Here is a 22,701-nt window from a genome sequence, read left to right as displayed (position 1 = left end):
CTCACACACCTCCGATGTCTTCGATGCTGACGTACCGGAACGCCACGGCGAACGCGACGACGATGGAGACGACGATGAACATCGACGCCGCACTGCCGTAGTCGATAGCGTACAGCGAGTTGATTCGTTCCTCGATGAGCTGGCCGATCATGAGCACCTTCCCCTGACCCAGGAAGCGCGGCGTGATGAACGCGCCCAGCGCGGGCACGAACACGAACAGGCTCCCGCTGATGATGCCGGGCAGGGTCAGCGGAACGATGATGTCCTTGACCACGGTTGCCCGGCTCGCGCCGAGGTCGCGTGCGGCCTCTATCAGGGTGAAGTCGATGCCGTCGAGGCTGGCGTACAGCGACAGCAGCATGTACGGGAAGTACGCGTGGACCAGCCCGACGATGATGGCGAGCTTCCCGAAGTTGAACAGTTCCACCGGGCCGTCGACGATGCCGACCGTCTGCAACGTCGCGTTTATCACCCCGTTCGGCCCGAACATCAGGAACCACGAGTACGCCCGGACGAGGTACATCGTGAAGAACGGCAACAGGACGAGGAAGATGACGATCTTGAACGTCCGTCCGTCGGCCTGTGCCAGGAAGTACGCGAGCGGGAACGCCAGCACCAGACACAGGATGGTCGTCACCAGCGCGATCTCGTACGACAGGATCAGCGACTTGTAGAACGACGACTCCCAGAACGGGCCCGAGCCGCTGAACAGCGTGGTGTAGTTTTGCAGCGTCGGTTCCCAGACGATCTGGTAGGCGTCGTTGACCTGCAGGAAGCTGACGGTCACCATGAACGTGATGGGGGCCAGCAGGAGCAACACCAGCCAGAGGCTGCTCGGGAGGAGCGCCAGCTGGAGCTGGCGGGTTCGCCCGCTGAACGCCGCCACCAGTCGCTTCCGCTTCGTCTGCTCGTTTGACATAAATATGTTCCTCGTTCGACCCTAGGCGGTCTTCACGTCCTCCCAGGCGGTCACCCACTTCTCCTCGTTCTCGACCGCCTTGAACGGGATGAACCCGTCGAGGCGGCCCGGGTCGACCTTGCCGAACATCTCGTTCTGTTCGCTGGAGAGGTGCTCCTGGGTGCTCGGGTTACAGCTGGGCGAGTAGCCCACCTTGGCCAGTTCGGCACCCGTCTTCGCGCCGATGTACTCGTTGACGACCTTCCAGGCCATCTCCTTGTTGTCAGACTTCGCGGAGACGCCCGCGCCCTCGAACCACGCGAGCGACCCCTCCTTCGGGACGTACAGTTCGGGCCAGTCGTCACCGTTGGCCCACATCTCGACGATCTCGTTACGACCCGAGAGGCCGATGGTGTGGTTGCCCTGGCGGAAGGACTTGATGTACGTCGGGTCCGCCGCGATGTACCCCTGGAGCAGGGACTTCTGCTCGATGAGCTTCTCTTTGACCTTCTCGATCTGCGAATCGGAGAGGCTCACCTTCGAGCCCTCGAACGCCTCCGTGTACCCGAGTGAGAGCGCCGCCGCGCTCATCGACTTGAAGTGGTTGTCGTACATGATGATGTCCCCCTTGTTCTCCTCGTTCCAGAGCTCGGAGTAGGACTTCTCGGGGTTCTCGATCTTGCGGGAGTCGTAGGAGACACCGTACCAGCCGAACCGGATGGGGACGCCGTAGATGTCTCCGTCGGCGGCGAACTGCGTGTTGGCGAACTCCTTGAACTTCCCGTACAGGTTGTCGAAGTTCGGCACGGCGTCCTTCTGGAGCGGTGCCAGCAGCCCCGCCTGCTGCAGTTTGGGGATGTAGTTGTTGTTCGGGATGACGACGTCGTACTGGGAGTCCTGTCCCGAGTTGAACGCCGAGAACATCTTCGCCGAGGACGTCCCGATGGTGTACTCCACCGTGATGTCGAGTTTGTCCTCGATCTGCTCTTTGAAGTCCTTGTACTCCTCCCAGGTGTAGATGTTGATGGTCGTCGTCCCACCACCGCCGGTCAGACCACCGAGGCACCCTGCGAGACCCAGCATCGACGCTGCGCTCGCCGCGCCTGCGCTTTTCAGGAACGTCCGCCGCCTGGTCGGTGTCGACTCCGTTTCACCCTCGTGCTGACCTTTGTTACCGCGTGGCATATGTTGGGGAACATTCTGGAGGCTATTAAAACTTCACCAGCCGAACCAGTTTATTTCAGCACTGGGACGGACAATACGCTCTGAAATCAGCTAAGTTTCCAAATTCCCCGAGATTTATTAGGGACGGGAGTAAACCGAGCGGTATGTCACCGCATGACGAACGTGCGCTCATCGAACTGGCCGACGTGCGAAAGGAGTTCGGGTCGGTCACCGCTGTCGATGGCATCGACCTCACCATCCGACAGGGTGAGTTCTTTTCGCTGGTCGGACCGTCCGGGTGTGGCAAGACGACGACCCTCCGGATGATAAGCGGCTTCGAAACACCGACCGACGGCAACCTCCGGCTCGACGGGATGGAGATGCGGAGCATCCCACCCGAGGACCGCGACACGAACCTCGTGTTCCAGCACCTCTCGCTGTTCCCGCACATGTCCGTCGGAAAGAACGTCACCTACGGCCTGCAGAAGGCCGGCGTCGACGAGGCCGAACGCAAACGAAAGGCCAGCGAGTACCTCGAACTCGTCGACCTCGGCGGCTTCGAGGAACGGGACCCCGGCGAACTCTCCGGCGGCCAGCAACAGCGTGTCGCGCTCGCGCGGGCGTTGATCAACGAACCCGCCGTCCTCTTGCTGGACGAACCGCTGTCCAGCCTGGACCGGAAGCTCCGAAAACAGATGCAGGTCGAACTGCGAAAGCTCCACGAGAAGACCCAGGGCGCGTTCTTCTACGTCACCCACGACCAGGAGGTCGCGATGACCCTCTCCGACCGGATGGCGGTGATGAACGAAGGGCAGATCGAGCAGGTCGGACGACCCGAAGAGATCTATCGCAACCCAGCCACGCCGTTCGTCGCAGACTTCATCGGCGATACGAACCTCTTCGACGCGCAGGCAGAGCAGAACGGTGACGGGACGGTCGTCTCGGTCGGTGGTGACGACGGCTTCGACTTCACCACGGACGAGTCCGTCGAGGGCGAGGTGACGGTCTCGGTCCGGCCGGAGGATATTTCTTTGACCACTCCTGAGGACAGCGCGTTCACAGGTGATATCGTCGAGCGATACTTCCAGGGCGACCAGACCAACTACGTGGTCGAACCGGCCTCGCCTGCCCTCTCGAACGTACAGGTGGTCATGCAAGGCCGTCAGACCCCCGTCGACCGTGGAGACACCGCCCACTTCGAACTCGTCGACGACGGACCGGTGGTGTTCGAGTGAACCGAGCGGGAAACAGACGCGACGCGACCAGTGACAGACGACATAATGGAGCTTGACGAAACCGATATCGAGATTCTGACCCAGCTCGACGAACACGGAGAGGTAGACGCGAACGAACTCGCCGAGGAACTCGGCGTGAGCACGTCCACCGTCTACTACCGTATCGAGACCTACCGCGAGAACGGTCTCTTCGACGGACGAGTCGCAGAACTCGACCCCCAGGTGCTCGGGTTCGAACTGACCGCAGTAACCCAGATACAGAGCGACTACGGCGATGCGTACGACGACGTCGGCGAGAAGCTCGCGGACATCTCGGGCGTCCAGCAGGTGCACCAGATGCTGGGTGAGGTGTCGTTCCTCGTCATCTCCCAGGTCAGGGGCCACGAGGAACTCCAGCAACTCATCGACCGCATCATCGACATGGACGGCGTCGTCGACTCCTCGACCAACGTCGTCCTCCGGACGGTCAAGCAGGAGTCGCGCCTCCTCGTCAACTACGACGACGAGGCACTCCAGGCGTTACTCGACTGACGGCCGTCAGCGAAAAGAGAACGAAATCGCGTTTACACTGATTCTGGCTCGGGTTCCTCGGGCTTCGAGCCACCGCCACCGCCACGGAGCCGCCACGGGAACGTCACCAGCCCGAGCAACACCAGCCCGATGCCGTACGCCAGCGAGATGGGGATGGCGAGGATGAGCATCGTCAGGACGCCCGAGGGCGTGAAGATCGCCGCCAGGGCGAAGATGCCGAGGATGATGGGCCGCCAGTACTCACGGAACGCCTCGTACCGGACGATGCGCCCGCGGTGGAACAACAGCATCGTGACCGGGATATCGATGAATATCCCGATGCCCGCCGTGGTGAAGAAGATGAGCCAGAAGAAGCTCTGCAGGCGGTAGGAGATGATGATGTCCGCCTGGATGGCGTCCGAGACCAGGTAGGAGATGATGGTCGGGGCCACGACGAAGAACCCGAGGACACTCCCGATGATGAAGCCGATGAACAGGGCGACGCCCCAGATGAGGAACGTGTTGTTGTTGCCGGACTTCACGAGACCGCGCTCTTTCATCGCGGGCCAGGCGTAGTACAGCAAGAGCGGGAGCGTCGTCACCGCCGCCAGCAGGGTACTCACCTTCACCTCGAAGATGAGCGCCTCGACGGGGTGGAGCGCGACGATGAGACCGACCTCGCTGGGGCCGCCCATCGCGTTGACGATCTGCTCGTAGGGGTGTGCACCGACGACCGCACCGGGGTTCGTCGGGCCGACGGTGGCTGCCTCGGGGACGCCGGGCATGACCGTCATGGCGTCCGTGAGGGGCTGGCCGGCGACGAAGAACTCCTCGAAGCCGACCGCGGCCGGGTCGCCCCGGATGGCGGGCGGCACGCGGGAGATGAAGTTCCGCTTGATCTCACCGAGCCCGCCGCCGTACAGCCAGCCGAACGAGCCGACCAGGACGACCATGAACAGCGCGATGAGACGGAAGAACTTCGAGGTCAGTGACTGCAGGATGAACGCGAGGTCGTAGTAGTACCCGCCGATGTCGTCTTCGGTTGTCTCCTCCTCGGTGAAGGGGTTGAGCACGCCGGCCGCGGTCCGGGACAGGACGTTGCTCTCTTCCTCGGCGTCCTCGGGAGCCACGTCGCCGCCCATCGAGGACGGGTCGGCCAGGGACTTCGGCTGGTCGCCGGCCTCGGCCGCCTCCTGCATCTCCTTTATCTCCTGGGCCTCGTCGAAGCGGTCCAGCAGCGCCTGTGCCTTCTCGGAGTCGTCCTCGTCCATCGCTTTTCGGGCGTGCTTGAGCGCCTTGTCCTCCGAGAGCTCCATGAAGGCCTCTATCGGGGCGGCCTGCACGCCGGCGGCGTCGAGGGTGTCGAGGTCGATGCTCGCCGGGTCACCGGTCCGACGGCCACCGCGTGGCACGGTCGGCTGGCGGAGCACGACGACTGTGTAGGCGACGAGGATGATCGTCCCGACGATGAGCCCGGCTTCGATGGCGACGAGAATCTGGCCCGCGGTACCGGTGAGCGGCGTCAGCCCCTCGATGGACAGCGGCCCGATGGGGACCCACTCCGGGAACTGCGAGATGACCTGCCGGTTTATCGTCTCCAGCCCGCCCGCGCCGACCGCGAAGAACGAGGCGACGGCGGTCAGGCCGACGATGCCGAGCAGCTGGTAGATGCGCGTCCGCAGCAGGTTGCTGCCACCCGAGGGCGAGTTCTCACCGGCCCGGTGGAGGTTGGTGACGACCTTCGAGAAGCCGAGACTCAGGACGTACAGCGAGACCAGCGGGAGCGCCCACATGATCTGCGTGAACGGGTCCGGCGGCGAGAACACCGCCCCGAAGACGAAGATGGCGACGAACGCGTAGCGCCACTTGTCGCGCCACTGCTCGTACGGGATTATCTCCGTGTACGAGAGCGCGGACATGGCGAGTGGGAGCTGGGCCGCCAGCCCGAACGAGAAGGTCAGCAGGACGATGAACTGCGTCCACATCGTGATGTCGTAGCTCGGTTTGATGGACGCGTTCACGGCGTTGGTCGCCAGGAACTGGAACATGAACGGGAAGAAGACCGCGTACGCGTAGATGACCCCGAGCGTGAAGAGGAAGACACCGAGCGAGATGAACCCGACTATCTGGAAGCGCGACAGTGGCACCTTCGGGCGGAAGCCGCGTTGTGCCAGCGAGTCGCGGGCGTAGTACAACAGCACAGGCAGCGCGAAGAGGATACCCACGACGAGACCGATCTTCACCTGTAACAGGATAACGTCGAAGGGTGTCCTCGCGATGACGTCGACCTGCTCGGCGACGTTCGCCGACATCCGCTGTTGGGTGTTCGCCCTGAGGAAGTCCCAGATGAACAGCCGCAACGCGTAGATGGTGCCGAGCAACCCGATCAGGAAGACGATGAATACCTTCTGGAGGTGCTTCTGCGCGGTGCGCAACAACACGCCGAGGCTCTCACGCCCCTGGTTGATGGTGCGCGCAGTGTCCTCTCCGACCACGGAGCTCATTGGATGCCGAGAGGTACCAACCTCGCGAACATCAATCTTCTTCTACGGGGACGCCCGGAGGGAACGAAACTACGCCGACGACGCCCCGGTAAGAAAAAGGTCTATAACGCGCGGGCCGACTACTCTCCCGTAGATGGCGGACGAGTCTGAAGAGTCCGGGCTATCCAAGGTCGACGACGAAGAGTCCCGACCGGAACCGCCCGAGACCGAGCCGGCGGAGCACGAACCGAGCGCGCCGCCCGCGGCCGACGACGCCGACGCGCCCGAGAAGGAGGGCCCGATCGGCGGGGAACCCGAGGTGCCGGACCAGTTCCAGCACGTCGACGACGCCCCCGACAGCGGTGACGCGGACGCGCCAGCCGACGGCACGGACCACCCGGTCGAGGACGACGCGCCGTACGGCGTCACCGACCCGACCGACGTGACCGAGAACCCGCCGCAGGCAGACGCAGACGGTGGCGAGGACGTGCCCGTCGGACACGCCACCGGTGCGGCCCGGCCGGCAGCTGAGTCGACCGTCGACGACGACTCGTTCACCGAACCCGACTTCGGCTACGACGAAACCGTAGACGACTTCGAACGCCCCCCGGACGACGAGGAGATGCCGCTGGCGGTCCACATCGAGGAGATGGTCAGCCGCCTCGGCATCGTCATCATCGCGGCGGCCGCCGCCACCGCGCTCTCCATCTTCGCCTCGGAGGCGATCATCACGACGATGTGGTTCGACCTCCTGCCCTCGGCGGGCGAGCTGACACGCCCACGCGTGTACTCACCCCTCGAATTCATCCTGACGAAGATCAAGGTCGCGAGCCTCTCCGGCATCGTGGTCGCGCTGCCGCTGTTCGTGTACGAATCCTACCTGTTCATGCGCCCCGGGCTCTACCCGAAAGAGCGCCGGTACTACCTCGCGTCCGTCCCGACGAGTCTCATCCTCGCGGTCGCCGGGATGGCCTTCGCGTACTTCCTCGTGCTGCCCGCGCTGTTCGAGTACTTCCTGTACTACACCGAGGGCTCCGCGGAGATCGCGTTCGCGCTTTCCGATACCTTCAACCTCATCATCACGCTGATGGCGTTCCAGGCCATCGTCTTCCAGATTCCGCTGTTCATCATGCTCGCCATCATGATGGGCGTGACGAGCCGGCGCTGGCTGGAGTCCAAGCGCATCCTCTTCTGGGGTGCGTTCGTCGCCATCGCGTTCGTGTTCGCGCCGGACCCGACGGGGATGGCCCCCATCATCATCGCGCTGTCGATGGTCGTGCTGTTCGAGGGGACGCTGTTGCTCCTGCGGTGGACCGACAGCTCCTCGCCGATTCCGACCGCCGAGGAGATGGGCGAGCGTCGCCCGTACATCTGGCTGCTCATCGGTATCTTCGGCTACGCCGCCAGCGCGGCCCCGGTGCCGGACGGCTACTACCAGCAGCTCCCGGCCGCCGTGACCGACAATCTGGCACTGCTCGGGCTCGGTAACGCCACGCCGTTCCTGCTCAGTGCGGCCGTCGTCTTCGTGTACGAACTCGTGGCGTACACGAACAAGAACTACTACGGCAGCGTGAAGCTCTGGCGCGCCCTGCGGAAGGGCCGGCCGGTCGTCTGGCTCACCGCCCTCCTGGCGGGCTACCTGGGCACGCAGAACTCGATACTGGGTCGGGTCATGACCGAGGTGGCGCTGCCCCAGACCGAGGCAATCGCGCTCACGGTCGGCCTCGTGGTGCTGTTCGAGGCGTCGCTGTTCATCGCCAAGCGGCGGGCGTAAGCCGGCCGCGGTTTTCGGTTCGCTAACCCGGTAGACACTTCTCGCGCCCGTCCCGAGTCGCCAGCATGAGTGCCGACGACGCGACGGTCGTCCTCGCCCGCCACGGTGAGACGGAGTGGAACCGCGAGCGACGAATCCAGGGCTGGGCACCCGCGCCCCTGAACGACGCGGGCCGCGAGCAGGCCCGCGTGCTCGGGGACCACCTCGCAGACAGCTACGACGTGGACCGGCTGGTCGCCTCTGACCTCCGGCGGACGAAGGAGACGGCGCGGCTGGTCAACCACGCACTCGGGGTGCCGGTCGAATTCGACCCGAGCTGGCGCGAGCGGAACTTCGGGGTGTACCAGGGCCTCGGCTACGAGGAGTTGTTCGAGGGCTACCCGGAGTTCGCGGTGCAGGAGACGGGGGTCGCTGCGTTCGAGACCGAACCCGAGGGTGGTGAGACGCTGCTGGAGTCACGAGAGCGCGTTCTCGCAGGCTGGCGGTCGGTCGTCGGCTCGCTCACGCCGGGCGAAACCGTGGCCGTCGTGACCCACGGCGGGCCGCTCTACGTCCTGCTCGGGTACCTGCAGGACCGGGACCTGGTCGAGGCCCTGACCGAGCACAGCCAGGGCAACTGCGCGGTCACCGAGGTCAGGGTCGACGGCGGGGAGCAAACAGTCCTCCGGGAAGGCGACACCGCGTACCGCTGAGGCACCTGGGGACCGAGAATCACGGGCTGACGAGGAGCGCGCCGTCTATCGCGACGCCGAAGACGATGGCGAGGGCTAACAGGAAGAGCCCGAGTCCCACGAGCCGGAGTATCGGCCCGTATCGTCGCCGGTTCATGCCTGATATAGGTCGGTTCGGGGTAAAAAGCGTCGTGGCGGGCGGGAACTTTTTGCTGGCCCCGCAAATAGAGACGGCCAATGGAGCTCTCGGCGATTCCCGGCGTGGGCGAGAAGACAGCCGACGCGCTGGCGCAACTCGACGACCCGGAGACGGCGCTGCAGACGGGTGACGTCGCGATACTCGCACAGGCACCGGGCATCTCGGAGGGACGCGCCGCCCGCATCGCCCGGGCGGCCATTCGGCAGGAACACGACGACCCCGGCGGGTTCCTCGCGACGACCCGCGCCCGCGAGGTGTACGAGGCGATGCTCGACCGGCTGCGCGAGCGGACCGTCACCGACTACGCGGCCAAGCGCGTGGCGACCTTCTACCCGAGCGCCGCCGCGTCCCGCATCGAGGAGGTGCAAGCGTTCACCGAGGAGGCGATGGCGCGCGACCCCGACGAGGCCGTGCTCGACGCGCTCGCCGGGGTGAAGCCGCTGGACCCACCGCGGGACGTGACGGTCCGGGACCGCTGTCTGGCGACGACCGACGCCGAGACCTACTCGAAGGCCAGGGACGAGATTCCCGAACTGCCCGTCGAGGTGGTCGAGGACGCCCGCGGGCTGGCCGAACTCGCGCGGGCCTACTCGACGGTCATCGCGCTCGACGAGACCTTCGCCGGCATCGACGTGGAGGGCGACGTGCGGGTCGAACCGGATGCGCTGGAGAACCCGAGCGAGATCGTCCCCGAGCGCGTGCTGGCCTTCTTCGCCACGAACCGCGACCGGCTCCGGGCCGCCGTCGCCGTCACCCGCGAATCGAGCCTGGAGCCGGCCGCCGACCTCGAGACGCTCGAGTCCGCGCTGGACCGACTCGACGACGCGGGTGGCATCACGGGCGACGCGGAGGTCGACCGACTCGCCACCGCCATCGACGACCTGGATTCGGCCGTGAGCATGTCCGAGAACGTCGCCAACGACCGGTTGCGCGAGGCCATCCAGGAGAAGGACGTGACCATCGAGGGCGCGGACCTGCTCTCGCTGGTCGAGCGTGGTGCCGGCGTGGACTCGTTGCTGTCGCGCGAACTCGCCGACGAGTACGCCGCCGCGGTCGACGCGGCCCGCGACCACCTCGTGGATGCCCTCTCGCTCGACGCGGGCGAGGCCGAGGTCGCCCGGCGTGCCTTCGGCGACGAGCCGACGTACCCCGTCGAACACGAGGAACAGGCCATCTCGCGGCTGCGTGAGGACCTGAAGGCGGCGAAGGAGCGCCGCGAGACCCGGCTGAAGCGCGAACTCGCGGCCGACCTCGCCGACCAGCGGCCGGACGCCGAGGCCCTGGTCAGGAACGCGCTGGAACTCGACGTGGAGCTCGCGATCGCGCGGTTCGCCCGCGACTTCGACTGCACGATGCCCGCGTTCGGCGGCGACGGCTTCGCCATCGACGCCGGGCGGTCGCCCCTGCTCGACGTCCCCATCGACGCGGTCGACCCGGTCGACTACGACGTGGCCGGCGTCGCGCTCCTCTCGGGCGTGAACTCCGGTGGGAAGACTTCGACGCTCGACCTCGTCGCCGCGGTCGTCGTCCTCGCGCACATGGGCCTGCCCGTTCCGGCCGACGAGGTCCGCCTGCAGCGTTTCGCCGACCTGCACTACCACGCGAAGACCCAGGGCACCCTCGACGCCGGGGCGTTCGAATCGACGGTTCGGGAGTTCGCCGGGCTGGCCGAGGGCGGCGCGGACTCGCTCGTGCTGGTGGACGAACTCGAATCCATCACCGAGCCGGGTGCCTCGGCGAAGATCATCGCGGGCATCCTCGAAGCCCTGCACGAGAACGGGTCGACCGCGGTGTTCGTCTCCCACCTCGCCGGGGAGATACGGGAGATGGCCGACTTCGCGGTGACCATCGACGGCATCGAGGCGGTCGGGCTGGAGGACGGCGAACTCGTCGTGAACCGCTCGCCCGTCAAGGACCACCTCGCGCGTTCGACCCCGGAACTCATCGTCGAGAAGCTCGCGGGCGAGGCCGAGACCGACTTCTACGACCGGTTACTGGAGAAGTTCTGAGCGGGCGAATCTCAGGGTTTCCGGCACTAATCACGCGTTACTTTTCCCACCCCACCGGTTACTCGCCCTGTTTGAGGTGATTCCCATGCCATACGAGTTCCGCTGCCAGAAACACGGCTGCCCGTTCGTCGTCCGGCGAACAGACGACGAGGAGATTCTCGCCATCGCGACCCAGCACACGGCCGAGGCGCACGGGATGGCCATCGACCGCGGCGTCGTCGAGGACGCGCTGGACGTGCTCTGACACCGCGGCTCTCGACCGAGTGCCGGTTCAGTCAGGGGCCAGCCACCGGCCCGGTGCTGTCGTCGAACCGGACGGTATCTCGACGGTGACCTTCCTCGCTAGCGGGACAATCGGTTATACCGCGCAGCACGTCAACACGCGACATGGTACAAGAGTTCAGCTGCAGCGTCGAGGACTGTCATTTCACCATCCATTCGGACAACGACGACGAGATCGTCTCGATGGTCCGCAAGCACGCCCAGGACGTCCACGGCATGAGCATGAACGCCGGGCAGATCAAGAGCAACATCAAGAAACTGCAGGCCTGACCCGACCGCAGATTCCGCCGACGGGAACTCGTTTTTTCGAGACACGAACGCGTCTGACTGACGTCTGCCGAAGACCTAAGTAGTCTGCGAGGCTGGGTGAAAGTAATGGCTGGGGACCCTCCGGACGAGGGGATGTTGTCGTGGGACGAATCCGTCTTCCGCAACGAACGCGTCTTCGAGATCGACTACGTCCCCGAGACGTTCGAACACCGCGAGAGCCAGATGCAGAGCTTACAGTACGTCCTGCGTCCGGCCGTCCGCGGCTCGCGGCCGCTCAACGCCGTCGTCCGCGGCCCACCCGGCACCGGCAAGACGACCGGCGTCCAGAAGCTCTTCTCCGAGCTCCAGGCCGAGACCAGCGACGTGCGCACGGTGCGCGTGAACTGCCAGATGAACGCGACCCGCTATTCCGTGTTCTCGCGGCTGTTCGAGGGGATGTTCGACTACGAACCCCCGGCGTCGGGCATCTCGTTCAAGAAGCTGTTCGGCCAGGTCACCGAGAAGCTGGTCGAACAGGAGGAGGTCCTCGTCGTCGCGCTCGACGACGTGAACTACCTGTTCTACGAGGGCGAGGCCTCCGACACGCTCTACTCGCTGTTGCGCGCCCACGAGGAGCACTCGGGAGCCCGCATCGGCGTCGTCGTCGTCTCCTCGGACCCGAACCTCGACGTGATGGACGAACTCGACACCCGCGTCCAGTCGGTGTTCCGCCCCGAGGACATCTACTTCCCGCCGTACGACCAGCACGAGATCGTCGACATCCTGCGCGAACGCATCGAGCGCGGCTTCCAGGAGGGCGTCGTCTCGACGATGGTCCTCGACGACGTGGCCGCGAAGACCGCAGAGAGCGGTGACCTGCGGGTCGGCATCGACCTGCTCCGGCGCGCCGGCCTGAACGCCGAGATGCGCGCCTCGAAGACCGTCGAACTCGAGGACGTCGAGAAGGCCTACGAGAAGTCGAAGTTCGTCCACCTCTCGCGCTCGCTCGACGGACTGAGCGACTCCGAGCGAACCCTCGTCGAGGTCATCGCCGAGCTGGAGGGCGAACAGGCCGGGACCGTCTACGAGACGTTCCACGAGCGCTCCGGGCTGGGCTACACCCGGTACTCGGAGATCGTCAACAAGCTCGACGACCTCGGCATCATCGACACCGCCTACGCCGACGTGGAAGGCCGCGGGCGCTCGCGCGAACTCAACCTCGCCTACGACGCCGACGCCGTCCTCGACCGGCTCTGAGGCGGGCGATTCTCACCGGTCACTGCTTCCGGATTCCCCAGCAGCCTGGGGGCTGCTTCGCCTTTTCGCTGATGCACACGTAATTTCGGTATGGATACTGTCCGGACACGTCGCCAGGTGGGTGCGACCATCGCCGGGGCCGGCCTCGCCGTCGCGGGCGTCATGGCCTCCGCGCTGGCGACCATTCCCGTCGTCGTCTTCCTCGCCCTCGACGCTGACGACCTGACCCTGCCGATCTACGCGCTCCTGTTCGTCGTGGGGTACATCGGGCTGACGCTGGTCGGCGTCGCCTACCTGACCCTCACGGGCCGGGGCTGGCGCTTCCTCGACCTGAAACCGCTCGACCGCGAGAGCCTCAAGGCCGTCGTCGGGTTCACCGTCCTCGCGGTGTCCTTCGTCGTCGTCGTCGGCATCCTCACCACCGTCACCAGCCTGGAGACCAGCGAGAACGTCAACCTCGCACCCGGGCTCGCGGGGAACACGGACTACCTGCTCCTGCTCGTCCTCGTCGCCCTGCTGGTCAACGGCCCCGCCGAGGAGTTCCTCTTTCGCAACGTCATCCAGAAATCGCTGTATCGTGTGTTCTCCCGGCGCGCCGCCATCGTCGTCACGAGTCTCATCTTCGCGCTGGTCCACATCCCCGCGTTCTGGACGACGAACTACGGCGCGCTGGCGACCTCGCTCTCGGTCATCTTCGTCGGCTCGCTGGTGTTCGGGACCGCCTACGCCAAGACCGAGAGCCTGACCGTCGTGGCGCTGGTGCACGGGCTGTTCAACGCGGTCCAGATATTCATGCTGTACCTGGTGTTGACGTTCGGGTGAGTGAGCGTTCGGGTGAGTGAGTGGCCGTGTTCGGTTTCCTTCTTGGTGGCTACGGCAAGTGACCATCGCCGGCAGAACGAGTGACGGGCGGGTCGTCCTTGCGGGGGAGATGACGGGCGAGCAGGTCACTCGCGCCGATGGCACTGGAGACCGTCCCGCACAGCACCGCAGCCACAGCCTCCCCAGCCGACTGCGCGCTTCCTTCCGCTTCGCTCCAGTCCAGTGCTCATCCCTCGCGCGGCTGTGACTCGCGGCCGTCGGCACGCGAGCCAGCGCACGCCGGAGTGAAAATCGAAAGGTCGAGGGGAGACGCGCTGATTCAGAACTCCTCGACGTGCGGGCGCAGATCCAGTTCCAGCGTCCACGCCGACCGGTCCTGTTCGACGAGGTGCCAGTAGCTCTCCGCGATGGCGTCGGGGTCGAGGTACTCGCCCGGGTGCTCGACCTCGCGCTCGGGGTGCAGGATACCGCCGTCGATGACGACGTGGGCGACGTGGACGCCTTCGGGGACGAGTTCGCGGGCCATCGACTCCGCGAGGCCGCGGGCCCCGAACTTGGCCGCGGAGAAGGCGACCGACCCCTTCCGGCCGCGAATCGAGGTGGTCGCGCCGGTGAAGATGACGGTGCCGCCGTCGCCCTGTCGCATGTCCGCGACGGCCTCCTTCGAGCAGTGGAGCGCGGCCGTCACGCCCACGTCGAGGGCCTGCTGGAACTCGTCGTGCGAGACCTCGGAGAGGCCCTTCCAGGGCGCGGCGCTGGCGTGGTTGACGAGGACGTCGACCGGGCCGAACTCGTCTCTGACGGCCGCGAAGCCCTCGCGAATCTGGTCGGGGTCGGTGAGGTCGGTGGGGACGGCGAGCGCTTCGCCGGGCGTCTCCTCGCGGAGGTCGGCCGCGAGGTCCTCGATGTACTCCTCGGAGCGGGCGAATAGCCCGACCGAGCAGCCCTCGTTTGCGAACTTCCGGGCGAGCGATGCGCCGAGGCCGGGGCCGACGCCGGCGATGACGGCAGTGCGTGGCATGTGGTAGCACTGGTTGGTCGCGCGGTGGGTTAGGTATGGGTGAAGCGGTCGGCGTTGCTGGTGCGTAGGTCGACGGCGAGACCGCATGCGCTCGATTGAAAGAGTGAAGCAGGATGTTCTCGGTATCCTACGTCGAAAACGTCCTGCTTCACTCGACCGTGGGTCACACGCACGCAAAAGGGCGTCGTCCCGCCCGGGACCGGCTATCTCACTCGTACCGCAGCGCGTCGATGGGGTCGGTCCGGGCGGCACTCCACGCCGGGTAGAGTCCAGCAAGGACCCCGACCAGAATCCCGACCCCGACCGCGATGCCGAACCACTCGACGGGGTACGTGAGCGGGATGTCGATGTACTGCGCGCCGAGGTACCCCGCGGCGAGGCCGAGCAGGGTCCCCAGTATCGACCCGATGATGCCGATAACCACCGCCTCGGTGATGAACAGGGCGATGATGTCGCGCTTCTGCGCACCGACGGCCTTCATGATGCCTATCTCGCGGGTTCGCTCGGTGACGGAGACGAGCATGATGTTGGCGATGCCGATACTCCCCACGAGCAGCGAGAGTGCGGCGATACCGATGACGAACGCCTGGAGCTGGCCCAAGATGGCTTCGAGCTGACCGAGCAGTTCCGTGCTGGTCTGGAGCTGGTAGGTGAGCTCGTCACCCGCCAACTCCTCGGCGTCGGACTGGTCACTGTCGAGGTAGCCGCGGGCCTGCTCCTTGGCTGTCTCGACCTGGCCGACGCCCGTGGCCTCGACGACGACAGCCGAGAACCGCGGCGTCTCGACCGCCTGCGAGACGAGTTCGGTGTAGTACGGGTTGATGGGGACGTACACCCGCGGCGACGGGTTGAAGCCCTCGAACGGCGAGCGCGAGTCGGAGGTCTTCGTGATGCCGACGACGGTCGCCTCTATCTGCTGGCCGCCGAGGAGGGTCACGGTGATGTTGTCCCCGACGGTGACGTTCTCCTCGAACGCGCCAGCCATCGCGGGGTTGAGGACGGCCTCGCGGGCACCCATCTCGAAGCGTCTGCCCTCGGCTATCTCGTCCTCGTCGACGTACTCTTTTCCGGTCGCGACCACCCCGTCCTGTCGGGGGATGCGTTGCCCGTCGTGGTTCACGGTCTGGGCCGGCAAGGGCGTGTAGCCGTAGGCCGCAGAGACCGCCTCTAGCTTCTCCAGTTCGGCGGTGTCACGCTCGGTGAACACCGGTTGGGCCCCCGAAAGTGGGCCCTGGTTGGAGCTGTTCTCCGGGGCCGCCCAGGCGTACACGTTGCGCTGGTCGTCGGGGCTGACCTCGCCGATGATACCGGCCTGCAGGGACGCCCCGAGCGTGACGAAGGTGATGACGGCGGCGACACCGATGACGACCCCGAGCGTGGTCAGGGTCGACCGGAGCTTGTGCGAGCGGATGGCCCGCCACGACATCCGGAAGCCAGTGAGGGGATTCACTGCTCGACCTCGGCCAGCTCCTCGACGGACTCTATCTTCCCGTCGACGATGTTGACGACACGCTCGGCGTGCTCAGCGATGTTGCGCTCGTGCGTCACCATCATGACCGTGTTCCCCTCGGCGTGGAGCTCCTCGAACAGGCTCATGATCTGCTCGCCGGTCGTGGTGTCGAGGTTGCCGGTCGGCTCGTCGGCGAGGATGATGGCCGGGTCCGACACCAGTGCCCGGGCGATGGCGACGCGCTGGCGCTGGCCCCCGGAGAGTTCGTTCGGGACGTGGTCGAGGCGGTCGCCCAGCCCGACCCGTTCGAGGATGTCGGCAGCCTGCTCGCGGCGTTCGTCACCGCCGATACCGCGGAAGACGAGCGGGAGGGCGACGTTCTCGACGGCGGTCATCCGGGGCATGAGGTTGAACGTCTGGAAGACGAAGCCGACCTCCTCCCCCCGGATGCGGGTGCGTTCGCGGTCCCCCATCGCGGTGACCTCCTCCCCGTTGACGAACACCTCACCCTCGGTCGGGGTGTCGAGGCAGCCGATGACGTTCATCAGTGTGGACTTCCCCGACCCGCTGGGACCCATGACGGCGGTGTAGGACCCTCGCGGGATGTCGAGTGACACCCCGTCGAGGGCGTGGACGGGCTCTCCGACCTGGTAGGTCTTCCGCACGTCTGTGAGACGGACGGCTGGCCCATCGGTGGCGGCAGAATGCATACTTGTAGGGACACAGGGAACTGAGAAAAACACTTCGCAGGCGGGTATCGTCTCCGTATGTCTCCGGTTGTCAGCGCTCGCGACGACGAAACTGATTACTCGATTCGGGGTGCATCCGGCTACATGAAGAACACGAGCGGCACCACCGAACAGAAGCGCCGCGCCGGCGAGAGTGCGGCCGACCTCGTCGCGGACGGGATGGTCGTCGGCCTCGGGACCGGCTCGACGGCGGCCCACGCCATCGCGGCGCTCGGGCAGGCGGTCGACAGCGGCCTCGACATCCGGGGTATCCCGACCTCCTTCCAGTCGCGCCAGCTCGCACTGGAGCACGGGATTCCCCTGACCACGCTCGATGCGGTCGACGCCGTCGACATCGCCATCGATGGAGCCGACCAGGTCGCGGGGTTCACGCTGGTCAAGGGCGGCGGGGCGGCCCACGCTCGCGAGAAGATCGTCGACGCGGCCGCGGACCGCTTCGTCGTCGTCGCGGACCCCTCGAAGCTCGCCGACGAGCTGGACTACCCGGTTCCCGTCGAGGTGCTCCCGGACGCACGCCCGACCGTCGCCGACAGCATCACCGACCTCGGCGGCGACCCGACGCTCCGGGCGGCCGAACGCAAGGACGGCCCGGTCGTCACCGACAACGGGAACCTCGTCTTCGACTGTGACTTCGGAGCGGTCACCGACCCCGCCACGCTCGCGAGCGACCTGTCGGCACTCCCCGGCGTGGTCGAACACGGCCTCTTCGTCGACCTGGCCGACGAGGTACACGTCGGACTCGACGACGGTGTCGAACGACGGACACGGTAGCGAACGGCGCTGTCGCTCCCTGTCCTGAGAGAATGGTTAGAAGTGAAAGCGACCGAGTTTACAGGTCGCGCGGCTGGACCGTCTTCCGGTCGTTCGCCTCGGCGCGTCGGGCTGCGTCCTCGAGGAGCTCAGCGACTTCCTCGTCGAGTGCGTCGTAGAAGTCCGATGCGACGTTCTTGTCCTTGAGCGCTTCCTTCACGGCTGCCTTGACGATGAGGTCTGCCATACGAGCGGTGCTACCCACGCCCCCTTTATAATACTTGCTGTATGTTGCGGTGATAGGCCCTGAGACCGGTGTGTAGCGGGGGTGACCGTCGTGTTGGTTCCAGCGACGTTTCACCCGAAAATCGCTAGACAGCGGGGCTTTCCCGCCCGTTTCGCTGGTCGGCGTGACTCACCACCAGCGCTGGCGGATGGTGTCTCGTGGAGCCATCTGCCTCTCGCCCGCGGGTTCTGGACGGCGTTCGACCGGTCGCGCGCGCCCCACAGCGGCTCACGCGCACCTGTCAGCGCATCTGATTTTCGGGGCACTCGCCCCTCACCGGGCAATTCCGTCGGTTTTCCGATAGAGGAACAACTGTTCGGGTTTCGCAAAAGAGAGACGGTTGTGGCACCAGGGAAAGCAGAAAGAGGAAAAAATTGCTTTCTCTGTCCCGAATTTGGGTGAGAATCTGGAACAGGTATATGGTGATGTGTTGCCAACCACCGACTACCGGCCGCGACCGCCGGAGACAACCATGCCAACGTGTGATAATTGCGGTGCGCACGTCTCTGAACAGTTCGCCCGCGTCTTCGCCGACGAACACGGACGGATACTCGCCTGTGTGAGCTGCTCGGCGAACGCAGGAATCGCGGAAGAAGCACGGCGACGCGCGCGAACAACGTGATGAGGACGTGACGACGCGACGAAGCCGCACCTCAACTACCACGCGAAGCCTTTCTGTACTCGCCGACCCACGTCTCGCCCAGTGAGTGACCACTACGTCTACGTCCTGGAGTGTGCCGACGGGACGCTGTACACCGGCTACACCACGGACGTCGAGCGACGCGTGGCGGAACACGACGCGGGCGAGGGCGCGAAGTACACCCGTGGCCGGACGCCGGTCGAACTCCGCTACGAGGAGTCGTTCGAGTCGAAGTCGGCCGCGATGTCCCGCGAGTACGAGATAAAACAGCTCTCGCGCCGGCAGAAGGAGGCGCTCATTCGAGGAGACTCGCGATAGAGTCGACGATGGGCGCTTCGAGGCCCGTCTCACGGAAACTCGGTGCCGGGTTCACGTCGACCGCGTAGGGCTCCCCCTCGACGTGGATGATATCGACGCCGACGCCGTGGGCTCCCGTCCGGGCCGCCAGCGTCTCGAGCTTGGCCGCGAGTTCGGGGTCGGGCTCCAGGTGGCCGAGGATTCGCTTTTCACCTTCGAGCTTCGACGACGCTTCGAGCACGCGGACGTGATACTGCTCGCCGTCGTCGACGCAGTAGTACTTGTGGTCGATGGGTGCCGCCGGCAGCAGGGGCTGGTAGAAGTCACCTTCCTCGTTCACCACCGGCGTCCCCTCCCAGCTCCGCAGGGTCTTCGCGACGTACTCGCCCTCGGGTGGCGTGAACGAGACCGGCGGTGTCCGGAACCCGACGGCGTCGAGCGCGTGCAGGCCGACGAGCCGGAGGCCGAAGACGCAGTAGGCGACGAAGTCGTTCCAGGCGGGGATGCCGCGGTCGGCGGCCCGCCGGAGCGTGGTGAACGTCGCCGGTCGGGTCTTCTTCGACACCACGGCGTCCAGCTCGGCCACCGTCGCTCCGTCGAGGGGAATCTCGGGGTCGTAGAAGGTGACGCCCACCCCGCGGTCGCGCAGGCTGTCCGCGACCGCCGCGAACACCGTGTGGTCGGGGGCACAGAGGACTCCCACCCGTTGCTGGTCGGTCATATCGGACGCTACGGCCGCACGCGACAAAAGGAGGGCAGGTCGTCGCGGCCGGCGGCTCAGTCGTCGGCCGTGGCCGGCTCCTCGCAGGTCGTCTCGAACCGCCGGGCAGCCGCGACGACGGCGGCCCCCAGCGACGCGACGCGCTCGGCGATGTCCTCGTCGGTGAAGGCCCGCCCGCCCGGTGCGTCGGGGGCCGACTCGAACTTGTCGTAGGCCGACCGGATGCCGACCTGCTCGGGTACCACGTGCCCGTGGACCCCGCGGACCGTGCTCCGCATGTGCTCCAGCGTCGGCCCGTAGGAGCCGCCACCGGCGGTCGCCAGCAGGCCGACCACGGTGTCCTCGTAGTCGTCGAAGCTGCAGTAGTCGTGGAAGTTCTTCAGCGCACCCGAGTACGAGCCGTGGTAGACCGGCGAGCCGAGGATGACGGCGTCCGCCTCCCGGACCTGCCGGACGTACTCGCCTGCACCCTGGTCGTCCTCGTCCGGGTCGAACATCGGCAGGGCGGCCTCCCGCAGGTCGAGGAGGGCGGTCTCGGCGCCCGCGGTCTCGGCCGCGTCGAGCGCGTGCAACAGGGCGGTTCTCGTGTAACTCGTCTCGCGGAGACTCCCGCTGACCGCGAGGACCGTCGGCGTGCCACTCATCGTCGGTTCTCAGCCCTGGGTGCGTAAAAATTCGTCAGTTTAGGCGATGATACGTTCGTCTGCCCAACAGAACTGGGGACGGCCCGGTCAGGTCGCGACGTGGACCGTCGGTTTCGCCGGGTGCGCCCCGGTCAGGAGGTTGAACACGGGCGAGCGCTTCGGGAACGTCTTGATGCGCTCGATGTCGGCCTCGCTGAGGTCGGTCCCGGTCACCTGGACCTCGATGTCGAGGTCGCCGAGCATCTCGCTGGCCCGGTCCTCGTCGTGGATACCGAGCAGGACCCGGGGGTCGAACGGGACGGAGACGCTGGTCGTCACGTCCTCGACGGCGATGCCCTCGCGCATGGCGTTGAGCTGGACGGTCCCGTTGATGCAGGCGGTGAGGCCCGCGAGCGCGAGTTCGACGGCCTCGCAACGGTCCGTGGGGTCGGTGTAGCCCATCGCGTCTTCCATCTCGGCCGGCAGGCCGACCTCGATGGTGTGCTCGCGGTCTGCGCCCTTGGTCTCGTCACCCATGACGAACTCGCCGATGGTCGCCTCGGTGTGGACCGCCACGTCCTCGGTCGTGCCCGTCGCGCTGAACTCGATGGTCGCGGCGGCGGGGTTCGCTTCGACCCAGTCGACGAACGCGTCGTGGGTCGCCTGGTCGATTCCCTGTACGTGCTGTGTCTTCTCGACTGGCATGGTTGGAGGGTCCGTACGGGATGTAGGACGCGCGAATCGATAAGCCGTCTCGCGGGGAGTTGGGATATCCGGGTGGAAGTAAAGTTATTTGAGCGTGTACGCGTAACTGACACGTGTAGGATACAGAGACGGGTAGTCTGTGCGAAAAACGCAAAACGAAGGGCCGACGGTCGTGCCAGCGACCGACGGTATCACTCGGACTGCTCGTCAGACGATGCGAACACCGCAACGGCGATCAGAATCCAGCCGGATTCCAGCCCCTGTGCCAGCAGGGAGACACCGCCCGATGCGAGTGTTACGCGGAGGCCCTTTCCGATTCTTACTCACCTCCGCCGGTTCGTTGTTTAGCGACGCAGAGCGGTGTGCGTCGTCGCCCCGAGACGGGACTCGCGCCACTATCAGGCGCTAATGGTAATATCGAACGGGCGGGTTAAAGTCCTGTTCGTACCGGAGTGAAAGTGAACGCCGTCGGTGGGATTTATCGCGTGGGCATGTCATGGACCGCACATGGACGCCATCTCATTCGGGACCGACGGCTGGCGAGCGACACTCGACGAGTTCACCGCGCCGCGCGTCCGGATGGTCGGACAGGCAGTTGCGACGTACCTCCGCGACGAGGGCCGCGGCGGCGAGACGGTCGCGGTCGGCTACGACGCCCGGGAGTCCTCCCCCGGGTTCGCCGAGGAACTCGCCCGGGTGCTGTGTGCGAACGGGTTCGACGTGGTCCTCCCGGACCGCGACCGCCCGACCCCCCTGACCGCGTGGCAGATCCGCCACCGCGACCTCGCCGGGGCCCTGATGCTCACCGCGAGCCACAACCCGCCGGAGTACAACGGCGTGAAGTTCATCCCCGACGACGCCGCCCCCGCCCTTCCGGAGGTCACCGACGCCATCGAGGAACGCCTCGCTGAGCCCGACCCGCTCCCCGAGGACCAGCACGGCTCGGTGAAGAAGGTCGACTTCGTGCCCCCGCACTTCGACCACGCGCGCGACCTCGTCCCCGACGACCTCTCCGGGCTCACGGTCGTCTACGACGCGATGCACGGCTCCGGCCGGGACACGACCGACCGCCTGCTCGAAGAAGCCGGGGCGACCGTCGAGCGAATCCGCTGTGAGACCGACCCCGAGTTCGGCGGCACCCCGCCGGAACCGAGCGCGGAGAACCTCGAAGCACTCGTGGAGACCGTCCGGGAGACGAACGCCGACCTCGGTATCGCCAACGACGGCGACGCCGACCGCATCGCCGTGGTCACCCCAGAACGAGGCTTCCTCGACGAGAACCTCTTCTTCGCCGCGACCTACGACTACCTCCTCGAATCGAAGGAAGGGCCCGTGGTCAGAACCGTCTCGACCACGTTCCTGCTCGACCGCATCGCCGAGGCCCATGGGGAAGAAGTCGTCGAGACCCCGGTCGGTTTCAAGTGGGTCGCCCAGGCCATGCAGGAGCACGACTCGCTGATGGCCGGCGAGGAGTCGGGCGGGTTCACCGTCCGCGGCCACATCCCCGAGAAGGACGGCGTGTTCATGGCGCTACTCGCCGCCGCGGTCGCCCACGAGCAACCGTACGACGAGCGTGTCGACGCCCTGCTCGCGGAGCACGGCGAAATCGTCCAGAGCAAGGTGAGCGTGGACTGCCCCGACAGCGAGAAAGCACGGGTGGTCGACGACCTGAGCGACGAGATTCCCGAGTCCGTGGCTGGCACCGCGGTCGCTGACGTGGTCACCAAGGACGGGTTCAAGCTCCTGCTCGAAGACGGGTCCTGGGTGCTGGTTCGCCCGAGCGGCACCGAGCCGAAGATGCGAGTCTACGCCGAGGCGAGCAGTCAGGAACGTGTCGAGGCGCTGCTGGCCGACGGAAAAGAACTGGTCGACGCGCTGGTCTGAGCCAGAACTGAACCTTTTTCGG

General features: G+C 66.0%; 22 protein-coding genes. 12 read left to right on the top strand and 10 right to left on the bottom strand.

Annotation, left to right across the window (positions count from 1 at the left end):
- Position 1: 1 nt before the first annotated feature.
- The gene (locus tag N6C22_RS03365; RefSeq protein WP_261649376.1) at positions 2-919 is read right to left on the bottom strand and encodes an ABC transporter permease; all 918 of its coding nucleotides are present in this window, start codon (positions 917-919) and stop codon (positions 2-4) included.
- A 21-nt stretch (positions 920-940) separates the two neighbouring features.
- The gene (locus N6C22_RS03360; RefSeq protein ID WP_261649374.1) at positions 941-2,083 is read right to left on the bottom strand and encodes a PotD/PotF family extracellular solute-binding protein; all 1,143 of its coding nucleotides are present in this window, start codon (positions 2,081-2,083) and stop codon (positions 941-943) included.
- Between the two features lie 143 nt (positions 2,084-2,226).
- Here N6C22_RS03360 and N6C22_RS03355 point away from each other — a divergent pair, with 143 nt between their 5' ends.
- The gene (locus N6C22_RS03355; RefSeq protein ID WP_261649373.1) at positions 2,227-3,297 is read left to right on the top strand and encodes an ABC transporter ATP-binding protein; all 1,071 of its coding nucleotides are present in this window, start codon (positions 2,227-2,229) and stop codon (positions 3,295-3,297) included.
- 45 nt (positions 3,298-3,342) lie between these two features.
- Positions 3,343-3,828: an Lrp/AsnC family transcriptional regulator gene (locus N6C22_RS03350; protein ID WP_261649372.1), complete on the top strand. Its 486-nt coding sequence runs from the start codon at positions 3,343-3,345 to the stop codon at positions 3,826-3,828.
- A gap of 32 nt (positions 3,829-3,860) precedes the next feature.
- Here the strand turns inward: N6C22_RS03350 and N6C22_RS03345 are convergent, their stop codons facing one another.
- On the bottom strand, positions 3,861-6,311 hold the full coding sequence (locus N6C22_RS03345; RefSeq protein ID WP_261649371.1) for a twin-arginine translocase subunit TatC: 2,451 nt from the start codon (positions 6,309-6,311) through the stop codon (positions 3,861-3,863).
- Positions 6,312-6,444: 133 nt separating this feature from the next.
- Between N6C22_RS03345 and N6C22_RS03340 the strand changes: the two genes are divergently transcribed.
- The 7 genes from N6C22_RS03340 (at position 6,445) to N6C22_RS03310 (ending at position 13,553) form a co-directional block, all read left to right on the top strand.
- Entirely contained in the window at positions 6,445-8,064 is a 1,620-nt protein-coding gene (locus N6C22_RS03340; RefSeq protein WP_261649370.1) for a twin-arginine translocase subunit TatC, read from the top strand.
- 65 nt (positions 8,065-8,129) lie between these two features.
- Positions 8,130-8,756: a histidine phosphatase family protein gene (locus N6C22_RS03335; RefSeq protein ID WP_261649368.1), complete on the top strand. Its 627-nt coding sequence runs from the start codon at positions 8,130-8,132 to the stop codon at positions 8,754-8,756.
- Between the two features lie 216 nt (positions 8,757-8,972).
- Entirely contained in the window at positions 8,973-10,943 is a 1,971-nt protein-coding gene (locus N6C22_RS03330) for a helix-hairpin-helix domain-containing protein (RefSeq protein ID WP_261649367.1), read from the top strand.
- 85 nt (positions 10,944-11,028) lie between these two features.
- On the top strand, positions 11,029-11,187 hold the full coding sequence (locus N6C22_RS03325) for a DUF1059 domain-containing protein (protein ID WP_261649366.1): 159 nt from the start codon (positions 11,029-11,031) through the stop codon (positions 11,185-11,187).
- Positions 11,188-11,330: 143 nt separating this feature from the next.
- Positions 11,331-11,495, top strand: a complete 165-nt coding sequence (locus N6C22_RS03320) for a DUF1059 domain-containing protein (RefSeq protein ID WP_261649363.1) — start codon at positions 11,331-11,333, stop codon at positions 11,493-11,495.
- A gap of 105 nt (positions 11,496-11,600) precedes the next feature.
- Positions 11,601-12,731 carry an ORC1-type DNA replication protein gene (locus tag N6C22_RS03315; protein ID WP_261649361.1) on the top strand — a complete coding sequence of 377 codons (1,131 nt, stop codon included), beginning with the start codon at positions 11,601-11,603 and terminating at the stop codon, positions 12,729-12,731.
- Between the two features lie 90 nt (positions 12,732-12,821).
- Positions 12,822-13,553: a CPBP family intramembrane glutamic endopeptidase gene (locus N6C22_RS03310; protein WP_261649360.1), complete on the top strand. Its 732-nt coding sequence runs from the start codon at positions 12,822-12,824 to the stop codon at positions 13,551-13,553.
- A gap of 319 nt (positions 13,554-13,872) precedes the next feature.
- Here N6C22_RS03310 and N6C22_RS03305 read toward each other — a convergent pair whose 3' ends face one another.
- From N6C22_RS03305 to N6C22_RS03295, 3 genes are all read right to left on the bottom strand, one after another.
- On the bottom strand, positions 13,873-14,574 hold the full coding sequence (locus N6C22_RS03305) for an SDR family NAD(P)-dependent oxidoreductase (RefSeq protein WP_261649359.1): 702 nt from the start codon (positions 14,572-14,574) through the stop codon (positions 13,873-13,875).
- 208 nt (positions 14,575-14,782) lie between these two features.
- Entirely contained in the window at positions 14,783-16,024 is a 1,242-nt protein-coding gene (locus N6C22_RS03300) for an ABC transporter permease (RefSeq protein WP_261649358.1), read from the bottom strand.
- A complete protein-coding gene (locus N6C22_RS03295; RefSeq protein WP_261649357.1) occupies positions 16,021-16,734 on the bottom strand; it encodes an ABC transporter ATP-binding protein in 714 nt (237 codons plus the stop codon). The genes N6C22_RS03300 and N6C22_RS03295 overlap by 4 nt, the downstream gene beginning before the upstream one ends.
- 123 nt (positions 16,735-16,857) lie before the next feature.
- Here N6C22_RS03295 and rpiA point away from each other — a divergent pair, with 123 nt between their 5' ends.
- Entirely contained in the window at positions 16,858-17,544 is a 687-nt protein-coding gene (gene rpiA / locus N6C22_RS03290; RefSeq protein ID WP_261649356.1) for a ribose-5-phosphate isomerase RpiA, read from the top strand.
- Between the two features lie 58 nt (positions 17,545-17,602).
- Here the strand turns inward: rpiA and N6C22_RS03285 are convergent, their stop codons facing one another.
- Positions 17,603-17,770: a DUF1931 family protein gene (locus tag N6C22_RS03285; RefSeq protein ID WP_261649355.1), complete on the bottom strand. Its 168-nt coding sequence runs from the start codon at positions 17,768-17,770 to the stop codon at positions 17,603-17,605.
- A gap of 742 nt (positions 17,771-18,512) precedes the next feature.
- On the opposite strand from N6C22_RS03285, the gene N6C22_RS03280 reads away from it, so the two are divergent.
- On the top strand, positions 18,513-18,767 hold the full coding sequence (locus N6C22_RS03280) for a GIY-YIG nuclease family protein (protein ID WP_261649354.1): 255 nt from the start codon (positions 18,513-18,515) through the stop codon (positions 18,765-18,767).
- On the opposite strand, the gene N6C22_RS03275 is transcribed toward N6C22_RS03280, so the two are convergent.
- From N6C22_RS03275 to N6C22_RS03265, 3 genes are all read right to left on the bottom strand, one after another.
- A complete protein-coding gene (locus tag N6C22_RS03275) occupies positions 18,745-19,467 on the bottom strand; it encodes a hypothetical protein (protein ID WP_261649353.1) in 723 nt (240 codons plus the stop codon). The genes N6C22_RS03280 and N6C22_RS03275 overlap by 23 nt on opposite strands.
- 56 nt (positions 19,468-19,523) lie before the next feature.
- Entirely contained in the window at positions 19,524-20,111 is a 588-nt protein-coding gene (locus tag N6C22_RS03270; RefSeq protein ID WP_261649352.1) for an NADPH-dependent FMN reductase, read from the bottom strand.
- An 87-nt stretch (positions 20,112-20,198) separates the two neighbouring features.
- Positions 20,199-20,795, bottom strand: coding sequence for an OsmC family protein (locus N6C22_RS03265; RefSeq protein ID WP_261649351.1), 597 nt, complete (start codon positions 20,793-20,795; stop codon positions 20,199-20,201).
- A 507-nt stretch (positions 20,796-21,302) separates the two neighbouring features.
- On the opposite strand from N6C22_RS03265, the gene N6C22_RS03260 reads away from it, so the two are divergent.
- Positions 21,303-22,679 carry a phosphoglucomutase/phosphomannomutase family protein gene (locus N6C22_RS03260; RefSeq protein ID WP_261649350.1) on the top strand — a complete coding sequence of 459 codons (1,377 nt, stop codon included), beginning with the start codon at positions 21,303-21,305 and terminating at the stop codon, positions 22,677-22,679.
- Positions 22,680-22,701: the final 22 nt, after the last annotated feature.

Source organism: Haloarchaeobius sp. HME9146 (genome assembly GCF_025399835.1).
Taxonomy (GTDB): Archaea; Halobacteriota; Halobacteria; order Halobacteriales; family Natrialbaceae; genus Haloarchaeobius.
Note: the sequence above shows the minus strand (reverse complement) of the source record. Positions and strands in the feature narration are given on the sequence as shown.